Genomic DNA, 11,938 nt, shown 5'->3' on the forward strand with positions numbered 1-11,938 from the left:
ACTATGATGACAACCCAAAACAACGCCCTGCCCACCCAGCGCAAACCTCTGGACCTGCGGCGCTTTCTCGATGACTGGGTGATGCTGCTCGCAGCCGTCGCCATCTTTGTAGCCTGCACCTTACTGATCGACAACTTCCTCTCGCCGCTGAACATGCGCGGTCTGGGCCTGGCGATTTCGACCACCGGGATCGCGGCCTGCACCATGTTGTATTGCCTGGCGTCCGGGCATTTCGACTTGTCGGTAGGCTCGGTGATTGCCTGTGCCGGCGTGGTCGCGGCGGTGGTCATGCGTGACACCGACAGTGTGTTCCTCGGTGTGAGCGCGGCGCTGTTGATGGGCCTGATTGTCGGGCTGATCAACGGGATCGTGATCGCCAAACTGCGGGTCAACGCATTGATTACCACGCTGGCGACCATGCAGATCGTGCGGGGGCTGGCTTACATTTTTGCCAACGGCAAAGCGGTGGGCGTGTCGCAGGAATCGTTCTTCGTCTTTGGTAACGGCCAGTTGTTTGGCGTGCCCGTGCCGATCCTGATCACCATCGTGTGCTTCCTGTTTTTCGGCTGGTTGCTGAACTACACCACCTACGGCCGCAACACCATGGCCATCGGCGGCAACCAGGAAGCGGCACTGCTGGCCGGGGTCAACGTTGACCGCACCAAGATCATTATCTTTGCCGTGCACGGCTTGATTGGTGCGTTGGCCGGGGTAATCCTGGCGTCGCGCATGACGTCCGGTCAGCCGATGATCGGCCAGGGTTTCGAGCTGACGGTGATCTCTGCTTGCGTGTTGGGCGGGGTGTCGCTGAGCGGCGGGATTGGCATGATCCGGCATGTGATTGCCGGGGTGTTGATTCTGGCGATCATCGAGAACGCGATGAACCTGAAGAACATCGACACGTTCTATCAGTACGTGATTCGCGGTTCGATCCTGCTGCTGGCTGTCGTGATCGATCGTCTCAAGCAACGCTGAGATTTGCGCCCACCCTACTGGCGCCATCGCGGGCAAGCCCGCTCCCACAGGATCCATGCATGACTTGTGGGAGCGGGCTTGCCCGCGATTGACCGCGCAGCGGTCGCTCCTCCTTCCGTCATTTCCCCTAAATATTCCTTGCTTGCGCCATCCCGTTTCGGTTATCAATTTGTACATGATTAGACAGGTACGATTTGACAAGAAACAACGGGTGGTCGACGAACTCATCCGGCGCATCGAAAGCGGCCTCATGGAGGACGGCTTTCTGTTGCCTGGCGAGCATCAATTGGCTCAAGAATTCAAAGTCAGCCGCGGCACGCTGCGCGAAGCCCTGGCCGAACTGAAAAGGCGCAAATACATTGCCACGCAAAGCGGAGTTGGTTCCATTGTCACCTTCGACGGAGTGGTGCTCGACCAACGCAGCGGTTGGGCCCAGGCGCTGGCGGACAGCGGGGCGCTGATCAATACCGAAGTGCTGCGGCTGGAGGCGGTGACGCGTCCTGACCTGCTGCCGCGCTTTGGCACCGACCAATTCATTACCCTCGACCGGCGCCGCCGTTCCACCGACGGCAAACTGGTTTCCCTCGAACGCTCATTGATGCCCGCTACCGGAGGCCTGGAAAGCCTGCCGCGTGTTGGCCTGATCGACAATTCCCTGACCATTACCCTGGCCGCTTACGGCTACATCGGCGAGCGCGGCGATCAATGGATCGGTGCCGAACCCTTGAACGCCGAAGACGCCGAGTTGCTCGGACGTCCCGAAGGCACCGTCTTTCTAAAAGCCTTGCGCACCACGTACGACCGGCAAAATCGCTTCATGGAGCAGGTCGAAAGCCTGCTCGACCCGGTGCATTTTCGCCTGCACCTGCAATTTGGAGAGTCGAGATGACCGCGCTCAACCGTGCACTTGGCGCGTTCTACGGACTCGCCCTGGGTGACGCGCTGGGCATGCCGACTCAATCCCTGAGCCGCGCCGAAATCAAGGCGCGCTTCGGCGAAATCACTGACTTGCAAGACGCCGGCCCCGATCAACCGATCGCTGCCAACATGCCTAAAGGCTCGATCACCGACGACACCGAGCAGGCGATCCTGGTCGGTCGATTGTTGATTGAAGGCAAGGGCTGGATCGAACCGGCCATGCTCGCTCAACGACTGATCGAATGGGAAGCCGCGATGCAAGCCAAAGGCTCGCAGGACTTGCTCGGGCCGTCGACCAAGCGCGCGATCGAGTTGATCCTCGACGGGTACTCGCCGGAGGAGGCCGGGCGCTATGGCACCACCAATGGCGCGGCGATGCGTATCACGCCGGTGGGGATTGCGGCAGATGTCGCCAACCCCGAACGTTTCATCAGAGCTGTGGTGCAAGCCTGCCAGGTCACCCACAACACCACGCTGGGTATTTCCAGTGCCGCGGCGGTGGCGGCGGTGGTCTCGGCCGGAATCAACGGCATGGACTTGGGCGAGGCATTGAACCTCGGCCAGCAAATAGCACAGCAAGCCGAGAGCCACGGTCACTGGGTGGCTGGCGGCAGGATCGCCTCGCGCATCAGCTGGGCACGAACCATCAGCGTCGACAGTGACAAAGAGTTACTGGCGGATTTGTTGTACGACGTGATCGGCACGTCGGTGGCATCGCAGGAATCGGTGGTGGTCGCATTCGCCCTGGCGCAACACGTAGCCATCGGCGAAATGAACGCCTTCCAAGCGTTGTGCATGGCCGCCAGCTTAGGCGGCGACACCGACACCATCGCGGCGATTCTCGGTGCAATGCTCGGGGCCTGCCTGGGTCTTGAGAGTTGGCCGGTGGCGATGATCGACACGATCAAAGCCGTTAACGATCTTCAACTGGAACCATTGGTGCAAGGACTTCTCGCCCTGCGTTGACTGGACCGACGCCATCGCGGGCAAGCCCGTTCCCACACTGGATCTGTGAACAATACAAATCCCCTGTGGGAGCGAGCCTGCTCGCGATTGGCGCGCCGCTTGTTTGAATGAATACAATCCCGCAATGGAACGCGCGAATACGGCCAGGACGGCCGGGATGTAGTTTCGTCTTCCGTCATTGCCCACAACCACAACAAAGGCAACAGGAGCATTTCACATGAGTTCATCGAACGCCGGGCAAAGCGCCGGGCAACTGGAAACCCGTGGCATCGAGCCGGTGCCAGAAGCGGAGTGCAACGGTCATCCGCTGCAGCTGTTCTGGGTCTGGTTTGCCGCCAACATTTCCATCCTCGGTCTGCCGCTGGGTGCCACGCTGGTGGCGTTTCGCGGCTTGGCGATCTGGCAGGCGATCATTGTCGCAATCCTCGGCGCCGCCGGTTCCTTTGCGGTGGTCGGGATCATTTCCATCGCCGGTCGCCGTGGTCGTGCACCAAGCCTGACGCTGTCGCGAGCGATCTTCGGGGTACGCGGCAATATCGGCCCGACCCTGGTCTCGCTGATGTCCCGGCTGGGTTGGGAAACCGTCAACACCACCACGGCCGCTTTCGTGTTGCTGTCGCTGTGTTCGATCCTGTTCGGCTCACCGGTGGAAGCCAAAAGCGCCCCGGTGCTGACCCTGATCTTCATCGCGATTTTCGTCCTGCTGACCTTGTCGGTGTCCGGCCTCGGTCACGCCACGTTGCTGGTGATCCAGAAGTGGGCCACCTACGTGTTCGGCGCGCTGAACATTGTGGTCGGCGGCTTTCTCTGCGCCACCATCGACTGGAGCGCGGTGTTCAACGCCACGCCAGCACCGTTGAGCGCAATGATCATCGGCGTCGGCACCATGGCCGCAGGCACCGGGATCGGTTGGGCCAATGCCGGTGCCGACATGTCGCGCTATCAGCACCGTAGCGTCAAAGCCGTGCGCCTGGTGGCCTCGGCGGCGTTCGGTGCGGGGATTCCGCTGGTGTTGCTGATCACCCTTGGCGGCTTGCTGTCAGTGGGCAACAACGACTTGGCTTCGGCTACTGACCCTATCATCGCGATCCGCGACATGCTGCCGACCTGGATGGCCGTGCCGTACCTGATCACGGCGTTCGGCGGGCTTCTGCTGTCGAATAACCTGTCGGTGTATTCCGCCGGTTTGACCACGCTGACCCTTGGCCTCAAGGTCAAGCGCGTCTACGCCGTGGTGGTCGACATCGTGGCGATCTTCGCCGGTTCGATCTACTTCATGCTGATTGCCGACAGTTTCTACGGCCCGTTCATCACCTTCATTTCACTGTTGGCGGTGCCGATCACGGCGTGGGTCGGGATCTTCGTTGTCGACCTGATTCATCGTCATTACTACAGCCCCAAAGACTTGCTGGACGTCACCCCGAGCAGCGCCTACTGGTACAACGGCGGCATCGAGTGGCGCGCGTTCGGTGCGTGGGCGCTGGCAATCGTGCTGGGCTTCAGCTTCACCACCATCGGCACCACCGAACAGACTGTCTGGTTCCGTGGCTTCCTGTCCGACTCGTGGCTGGGCCATAACGGCCTCGGCTGGATCGTGACGTTCCTGGTGGCTGGCGGGATTTATTTTGTACTCGGTGGGGCGAAGGATCGTCGCGCTGCGTTGACCGAGAATGCTCATGCCTAAGCTGTTGCACACCGGCCAGGTCATCATCGACCTGGTCATGGCCGTCGATAAACTGCCCCAACCGGGCGGCGATGTGTTGGCGCAATCGGCCAGTTTCGAAGCCGGCGGCGGCTTCAACGTGATGGCCGCCGCTCAGCGTAATGGCTTGCCGGTGGTTTACCTCGGACGTCATGGCACCGGTCGTTTCGGCGATCTGGCCCGTGAGGCGATGCAGGCCGAAGGTATTCGGATCGGCATCGCGCACAAAGCCGAACGGGATACGGGATTGTGCGTTGCGGTGACCGACGCATCGGCCGAGCGCAGTTTCATTTCCTATATCGGTGCCGAGGGTGAGTTGACGGCGCAGGATCTGGCTAGCGTGTCGGCCGAAACGGGCGACTACGTTTACGTCAGCGGCTACAGCCTGTTGCACAGCGGCAAGGCCCAGGCGCTGGTGGATTGGGTGCTGGCATTGCCACGCACAATCAACGTGGTGTTCGATCCGGGGCCGTTAGTGGAATCACCGGACGCACCATTGATGCAAGCGTTGTTGCCGCGCATTGATCTGTGGACCAGCAATGGTGTCGAAGCGCTGCGGTTCACCGGGGCGGCGGACATTGCCGAGGCGCTGGACAGGCTGACCGATCATCTGCCGGCCGAGGTGCTGATGGTGGTTCGTGATGGGCCGCAAGGGTGCTGGATCAGTCAGCGTGGCGACCGTCAGCATGTGCCGGGATTCAAGGTCGAGGCGGTGGACAGCAATGGTGCCGGCGATGCGCATGCCGGCGTGTTTATCGCCGGTCTGGCGCAAGGCTTGTCGGCAGGTGAGGCGGCCAGGCGGGCCAATGCCGCCGCGGCGCTGGCCGTGACTCGTTGGGGGCCGGCGACTTCGCCTGGGATGGCTGAAGTGGATGGGTTGATCCGCAAGACTTTTGGCGGCTGATCCGCCGCCATCGCGAGCAGGCTCACTCCCACAGGGGATGTGTATCGTTCACAGATCCAGTGTGGGAGCAACCTGATTCAGAGTGCTAAACGTCCAGCTTGCGCGCCGCTTCCACCCCGGCGGCGCTGAGTTTGATCGGCAGGTTCAGCGAGTGCTCGCCGGCCTCGTTACACGTCACATGCCCGTGCTGGATCAGTCCACGGTCCTGCAAAGTGGCGAGGGTGCTGGCCACGACTTTCTCCCCCCGGTAATTGTCCAGGACTTCCTTGCCCAAGCCCCCAGGGTGGGCGTGCAGCAGGCGGGTCAGGACTTCTTTTTCCAGGTTTTTATCGACGTTCATGCTTACCTCTTCATGGATGTGGATAGGTGCAACTCGCATCGGCGAACTATTGGCTGACACCGCCCTCGGAACCCGAACCACCGGTGGTGGTTTTGGCGCCGATGCCGCTGCCGGCGTTGTCGGGCGTCTGGGTATCGGGCAGGTTCATTCCACCTTGACGGCCCGCGTCGTTGCCTTGGGTCCGTGGGTCGGTGCCCGTGGAGGGAGGCAAGCCGCTGTCGACGCCCGAGCCGTTGATGTTCAGGCCGGGCAAGCTTTGTGTCGTCGGGGATTTATGGCTATCGACCGGGTCGGTCGGGCCGGTATCCGAGGTGCTGGTCGCGGCGATGGCGGCAGAGGACAGCAGCGTGGCGAGTGCGAGGGCAGTCAAGCGGAATGTGATCATGGTTGGTTCTCCATTTAATAAGAGTCCTTACCTGATGTTGGTCCGCCCTCGATTTAATTTGGTGCCTGATGAACGACGAACGGTTCAGGCCTTTTGCAAGGCTCTCGCGCTGACAACCCGGCGCCAGATCAGGCGACCGACAGTGATCGACCAGTTCAGCAGCGCTATGGCGAAAACAGTCAGCAGCAGTGTCATCATCCCGTGTTCGACGATGATCCTCCCGGCCAGCCACGGAAAGCCAAACACGCCAATGAAGTACGACAAACTGAACAACAACAACGCTTGCGAGGTGGTGCCGGACGGCGCTTCATTCGCTGCCAGGCCGTTGATCACCGAGTACGTCAGCCCGTAGCCGACCCCGAGCATCATCGCCGCCAGCACGTAGCTAAACCCGCTGTCGACCACTAAACCGAACAGCACGATCGACCCCATCATCACACCCGACAGCAAGCAGGACGCGCGGAGCGGGTCGCGTTTGACCACCACGCCGGCAATCAACATCCGGCTACTGATCGCCGCCCCCATGAAGCCAAAAAAGAACAACGAGTAATCCAGTGAACGCGACGCCGCATAGCTGGTTTGAAAACTCGACAACCCACCGAACACGGATCCGCCGAGGCCGACCATGATGATCGGGAACACCGCTCTGGACGACAGCACCCGGGCCGTTGCGCGCCAGGAGATGCGCGCGACGGCGGTGGCCGGCGATGGCGTTTTCTTGAGCTGCACATCCAGCCGCCAGAACAGCAACACACCGATCAGGCTCGCCAGCGCGGCGAGGTAAAACGCGGCGGTGACAGGATAACCAAGGGCACTGGCCGCGCGACCCAGCAACGGAGCACTGCCGATGCCGGTCATCATGCTGCCCGACAGCAACGCAAAGTATTTCGCGCGCTGAGCGGGCGTCACCAGACTCGCCACGATAATCGGCCCCAAGGTGTAAAAAACGCCCCAGCCCAGGCCGAGCAACAGACCGAAAAACAGCAGCAGATTGCCAAAGCCTGGCGTAAGCGCGAAGCCCAGGCTTGCTGCCACCAACAGCACGCCAAACAGCGCAATCGAACGCGCCGCGCCGAGTAAATCGGACAGATGCCCGGAGACGATCACCGCCGCAAACGTACTGACCATCGCCGCCGAGATCACACTGCCGGCATCGTGTTCGTTGCCGCCGCGCGAGCCGATCAACAGCGACAATAAAAACGTCGAGCCGTAGGACAACGACAGCAAGTAACTGGCGAGGCAAAACAGGCCGAACAACCGGCTGGAAACTTGAGGTGTAGCGCTAGGCATGACGCGGTTCCTTGACCCGATAGAGGTGCAGCACATCTATCTACCATGCAAGACGCTGATGTTAGGTCTGAGGTTATCGATTCCAGGGTTAGTGCTGGCCGGAGTAATGCTTTCAGTCAATGCCGATTTCTTCCTCGAACAACTCCATGAAGTCTTTCAACCGATCATGCCGGATGCGCGCCAGGCGCTGGCCAGTGGTCGTCTGGAAACCGTCCGCCAGATGCAAGAGCTTGGTCTGAAAGTGATCCAGGCAAAAACGCTTGTCATCGTAATCCCGCGCCTTCGCTTGCGGGTCTTGCGGATCGTACAGCGCGCTGCCCATGCGTCCGGCGATATAGAACGTGCGCGCGACACCGAGCATGCCGAGGGAATCGAGCCGGTCGGCGTCCTGCATGATTTTCGCTTCGAGCGTGAAGGGGGCGATGTTGGCGCTAAAGCTGTGAGCTTCGATGGCGTGGGCCACCGCGTTGATTTTTGCGCTGGGCCAATCCATGTCGGCCAACACGGCAGACGCTTTCTCGGCGGCCAGTCGTGACGCCTGCGAGCGCAACGGCGAGTTCTTCTCCACCGCCACGCAGTCATGCAGAAGCACTGCCGCCAGCAACACATCAAGGTCGCCCGCTTCTTCAGCATGAAGCGTGCGCACGTTGTGCCACACCCGTTGCAGATGGGATAAATCGTGAGCGCCATCCTCTGAAGGCTCCAATGCGTGGGGCAGCAGTTGCGCTGCGAGGGATTGCAGCGGCGCGAAAGCATCAGTGGTCATAAACATCCTGTTAAGTGAAAGCGTTTCTGGCAACGACACATGCTCCATGGATCAGCTTTGCATTTCCAGTGTGACGAGTCCCTCGCGCCGACTTAGTATGGCGTTTTCAACCTATGACGAAGGCACGTCCATGACGATCGAGATCCGCCCGGCGACCCCCAGCGATGCACCGCAAATCCTCGGGTTCATCACTGAATTGGCCGACTACGAACGTGCCCGCCACGAAGTCATCGCCAGCGTCGCCGACATCGAGCGCAGCCTGTTCAGCGAAGGCGCCACCGCCCATGGCCTGATCTGCCTGCGCGACGGCGTGCCCATCGGCTTCGCCGTGTTCTTCTTCAGTTACTCGACCTGGCTGGGCAGCAATTGCCTGTACCTCGAAGACCTCTACATCACCCCCGAGCAGCGCGGTGGCGGCGCCGGCAAAACCTTGCTGCGCCACCTCGCCAAAATTGCCTGCGCCAATGACTGCGGACGGTTTGAATGGAGCGTGCTGGACTGGAACAAACCAGCCATCGAGTTTTACAAGTCGTTGGGTGCGCAGCCGCAGGAAGAGTGGGTTCGGTATCGGATGGACGGGGCGGTGTTGCGCGAGTTCGCCGAAGGCAACTGATTCCCTGAACGATCGCAGCTTTTGCCAGCTTTTACATCCAGGTGTAGGGGCTGACGAAGGCTGCGGTTTTTTTTGCCTGTATCCCATAATATGGGAGTGATATTTATATATTGAGATTTTCCTGCGTCCGGGTTTATAGTCCTGCTCACTCACTGCCAATAAACAAAACAGGTGAAGCGATGCTGGCGCAATTGATCGCGCTCGATTGGGGGACAACCTCATTACGTGCTTACAAACTCGCCGCGGGCGGCCAGGTACTGGAACAGCGTTCGCTGTCGTCCGGGATCATGCAGCTGCCCCGGACGCCGCGAATCATCAACGGCCAGGAATGCACCGACGGTTTTGAACTGGCGTTCGATGAGGCTTGCGGTGACTGGCTCGACGCTCAGCCCGATTTACCCGTGATCGCCTGCGGCATGGTTGGCAGCGCACAGGGCTGGCGCGAAGCGGCCTACTGCGACACGCCGGCGAACGTCGCCCATCTCGGCAACTCCCTGCAATCGGTTCGCAGTCTTCGCGGTGTCGATGTACACATCGTGCCGGGCGTGATTCAGCGTTCGCGCTTGCCGAATGTGATGCGCGGTGAAGAAACCCAAGTGCTGGGTGTCCTGCAAAATCTGCCGGTCGAGCAGGGCGCTGACCTGTTGATCGGCCTGCCGGGCAGTCATTCGAAATGGGTGGAAGTCGCAGGCGGGTGCATTGTCCATTTCGACACGTTCATGACCGGCGAGATCTTCGCCGTGCTCAGCGAACACAGCATTCTGGGACGCACACAGCAACGCGGCGCGTCCTTTGATGGCGAGGCGTTTGACCGTGGTGTGCAGGTGGCCCTGTCGGCGGACGGCGAGATCGGTCCGTTGTCGACACTCTTCAGTGCGCGCAGCCTCGGGCTGACCGGCAAACTCAGTGCCTCTGCACAACCGGATTATTTGTCCGGGCTGCTGATCGGCCATGAGCTGTCAGCGCTGGCCAGCGTTCAGCAGCGCCGGCGCAATAGCGCGCCTTTGCCCTCGGTCATCCTTATCGGTAATGCCCAGCTCTGTGACCGCTACCGCCGGGCACTCGATGCCTGCGGTTTTGCCCGCGTGACACTGGCTGAAAACGCCACCGAGCGCGGCTTGTGGCAGTTGGCGGTGGCCGCCGGACTGATCACTCCAACCTCATCCCGTTAAACCTGACTGGAGGTCTGACATGCTCAAGCAAGCACTGGCGCAAAACGGTCTGATCGCGATCCTGCGTGGCCTGCGTCCGCAAGAAGCGGCCGCCATTGGCGAAGTCCTTTACGCCGCCGGATTTCGCGTCATCGAAGTGCCGCTCAATTCCCCCGAGCCGTACGACAGCATCCGCATCCTGCGCAGTACGTTGCCCGCCGATTGCCTGATCGGCGCGGGCACGGTGCTGACGCCGGAGCAGGTCGAACAAGTGAAAGCGGCGGGCGGACAAGTGATCGTCATGCCGCACAGCGATCCCAAGGTGCTACGCGCGGCGAAAGCGGCGGGACTGTACCTGTCGCCGGGCGTTGCCACGCCGACCGAAGCCTTTGCCGCGCTGGCTGAAGGCGCGGACGTGCTGAAGATGTTCCCGGCCGAGCAAATGGGCCCGGCCGTGGTCAAGGCCTGGCTCGCGGTACTGCCGGCCGGAACTATTCTGGCGCCGGTCGGCGGGATTACACCGGACAACATGCAGGTGTTTATCGACGCGGGCGTCAAAGGTTTCGGCCTCGGTTCCGGGTTGTTCAAACCGGGCATGACCCCGCAGGAAGTGGCCGTAAACGCCAAGGCGTATGTCGCTGCATGGAACGCTCTGCGTTAAGACTTTTTGGCGCCGAGCGCGCTGCATCTAATAAGAGAGGCAATAGATGAAAATCACCAAACTCACCACCTTCATCGTTCCGCCGCGCTGGTGCTTCCTCAAGATAGAAACCGACGAGGGCGTGACCGGTTGGGGCGAGCCTGTGGTCGAAGGTCGCGCGCACACTGTGGCGGCTGCCGTTGAAGAATTGTCCGACTACCTGATCGGCAAAGACCCACGCAACATTGAGGACATCTGGACCGTGCTGTATCGCGGCGGCTTCTACCGTGGCGGCGCGATCCACATGAGCGCGCTGGCCGGCATCGACCAGGCGTTGTGGGACATCAAGGGCAAGGCCTTGGGGGTGTCGGTCAGCGATCTGCTCGGTGGTCAGGTGCGGGACAAGATTCGCGTCTATTCGTGGATTGGCGGCGACCGCCCGGCAGACACCGCGCGTGCGGCGAAAGAGGCGGTCGAGCGTGGTTTCACCGCCGTGAAAATGAACGGCACCGAAGAGCTGCAATTCCTCGATTCCTTCGAGAAAGTCGACCTGGCCCTGGCCAACGTCGCCGCCGTGCGTGACGCGGTCGGCCCGAACGTCGGCATCGGCGTGGATTTCCATGGCCGGGTGCACAAGCCCATGGCCAAGGTCCTGATGAAGGAACTCGACCCGTACAAATTGATGTTCATCGAAGAGCCAGTGCTCAGCGAAAACTACGAAGCGCTGAAGGAACTGGCACCGCTGACCAGCACCCCGATTGCCCTCGGCGAGCGCTTGTTCTCGCGCTGGGACTTCAAGCGTGTGCTCAGCGAAGGTTACGTCGACATCATCCAGCCGGACGCGTCGCACGCCGGTGGCATCACCGAAACCCGCAAGATTGCCAACATGGCCGAAGCCTACGACGTGGCATTGGCGCTGCATTGCCCGCTGGGCCCGATTGCACTGGCGGCGTGCCTGCAACTGGACGCGGTTTGCTACAACGCGTTCATCCAGGAGCAGAGCCTGGGCATTCACTACAACGAGAGCAACGACCTGCTCGATTACGTGAAAGATCCACGGGTGTTCGACTACGACAAAGGCTTCGTGAAGATCCCGAATGGCCCAGGCCTGGGCATCGAGATCAACGAGGAATACGTCATCGAACGCGCCGCCGTCGGCCACCGCTGGCGCAACCCGATCTGGCGTCATGCCGACGGCAGCTTCGCCGAGTGGTGAGTTTTATCTGACCCACCGCAAACCCCTGTGGGAGCGAGCTTGCTCGCGATAGCGGCCTGACATTCAGCATTG

General features: G+C 61.0%; 13 protein-coding genes. 9 read left to right on the forward strand and 4 right to left on the reverse strand.

The genetic code is table 11. The features are described 5' to 3' along the window. Positions 1–6 precede the first annotated feature (6 nt). From araH to QRN31_RS04420, 5 genes are all read left to right on the forward strand, one after another. Positions 7–975 (forward strand): L-arabinose ABC transporter permease AraH, encoded by a 969-nt coding sequence (araH, locus tag QRN31_RS04400; RefSeq protein ID WP_285430445.1) that lies wholly within the window; start codon positions 7–9, stop codon positions 973–975. A 175-nt stretch (positions 976–1,150) separates the two neighbouring features. Continuing rightward, on the forward strand, positions 1,151–1,864 hold the full coding sequence (locus QRN31_RS04405) for a GntR family transcriptional regulator (protein WP_090186718.1): 714 nt from the start codon (positions 1,151–1,153) through the stop codon (positions 1,862–1,864). Further along, positions 1,861–2,859, forward strand: coding sequence for an ADP-ribosylglycohydrolase family protein (locus tag QRN31_RS04410; protein WP_285430447.1), 999 nt, complete (start codon positions 1,861–1,863; stop codon positions 2,857–2,859). Before QRN31_RS04405 ends, QRN31_RS04410 begins: the two co-directional genes overlap by 4 nt. A gap of 217 nt (positions 2,860–3,076) precedes the next feature. After that, positions 3,077–4,543, forward strand: coding sequence for a purine-cytosine permease family protein (locus QRN31_RS04415; RefSeq protein WP_285430449.1), 1,467 nt, complete (start codon positions 3,077–3,079; stop codon positions 4,541–4,543). Then, entirely contained in the window at positions 4,536–5,465 is a 930-nt protein-coding gene (locus tag QRN31_RS04420) for a PfkB family carbohydrate kinase (RefSeq protein WP_285430451.1), read from the forward strand. Before QRN31_RS04415 ends, QRN31_RS04420 begins: the two co-directional genes overlap by 8 nt. Before the next feature lie 85 nt (positions 5,466–5,550). Here QRN31_RS04420 and QRN31_RS04425 read toward each other — a convergent pair whose 3' ends face one another. The 4 genes from QRN31_RS04425 to QRN31_RS04440 form a co-directional block, all read right to left on the reverse strand. Further along, the gene (locus tag QRN31_RS04425; protein WP_090186707.1) at positions 5,551–5,805 is read right to left on the reverse strand and encodes a hypothetical protein; all 255 of its coding nucleotides are present in this window, start codon (positions 5,803–5,805) and stop codon (positions 5,551–5,553) included. 46 nt (positions 5,806–5,851) lie between these two features. Next, positions 5,852–6,190: a hypothetical protein gene (locus QRN31_RS04430; RefSeq protein ID WP_285430452.1), complete on the reverse strand. Its 339-nt coding sequence runs from the start codon at positions 6,188–6,190 to the stop codon at positions 5,852–5,854. Between the two features lie 84 nt (positions 6,191–6,274). Then, positions 6,275–7,480 (reverse strand): MFS transporter, encoded by a 1,206-nt coding sequence (locus tag QRN31_RS04435; RefSeq protein ID WP_285430453.1) that lies wholly within the window; start codon positions 7,478–7,480, stop codon positions 6,275–6,277. Positions 7,481–7,592: 112 nt separating this feature from the next. After that, on the reverse strand, positions 7,593–8,246 hold the full coding sequence (locus QRN31_RS04440) for an HD domain-containing protein (RefSeq protein WP_285430455.1): 654 nt from the start codon (positions 8,244–8,246) through the stop codon (positions 7,593–7,595). Between the two features lie 130 nt (positions 8,247–8,376). Here QRN31_RS04440 and QRN31_RS04445 point away from each other — a divergent pair, with 130 nt between their 5' ends. The 4 genes from QRN31_RS04445 to dgoD all read left to right on the forward strand — a co-directional run bounded on the left by QRN31_RS04445 (position 8,377) and on the right by dgoD (position 11,866). Continuing rightward, positions 8,377–8,859: a GNAT family N-acetyltransferase gene (locus tag QRN31_RS04445; protein ID WP_285430457.1), complete on the forward strand. Its 483-nt coding sequence runs from the start codon at positions 8,377–8,379 to the stop codon at positions 8,857–8,859. A 179-nt stretch (positions 8,860–9,038) separates the two neighbouring features. Continuing rightward, positions 9,039–10,031 carry a 2-dehydro-3-deoxygalactonokinase gene (locus tag QRN31_RS04450; protein ID WP_285430459.1) on the forward strand — a complete coding sequence of 331 codons (993 nt, stop codon included), beginning with the start codon at positions 9,039–9,041 and terminating at the stop codon, positions 10,029–10,031. 19 nt (positions 10,032–10,050) lie between these two features. Further along, complete coding sequence (locus QRN31_RS04455) at positions 10,051–10,671, forward strand: 2-dehydro-3-deoxy-6-phosphogalactonate aldolase (protein ID WP_285430460.1); 621 nt, start codon at positions 10,051–10,053, stop codon at positions 10,669–10,671. A 46-nt stretch (positions 10,672–10,717) separates the two neighbouring features. Continuing rightward, complete coding sequence (dgoD, locus tag QRN31_RS04460) at positions 10,718–11,866, forward strand: galactonate dehydratase (protein WP_090186690.1); 1,149 nt, start codon at positions 10,718–10,720, stop codon at positions 11,864–11,866. Positions 11,867–11,938: the final 72 nt, after the last annotated feature.

This window comes from Pseudomonas sp. fls2-241-R2A-110 (genome assembly GCF_030209165.1).
Lineage (GTDB): Bacteria > Pseudomonadota > Gammaproteobacteria > Pseudomonadales > Pseudomonadaceae > Aquipseudomonas.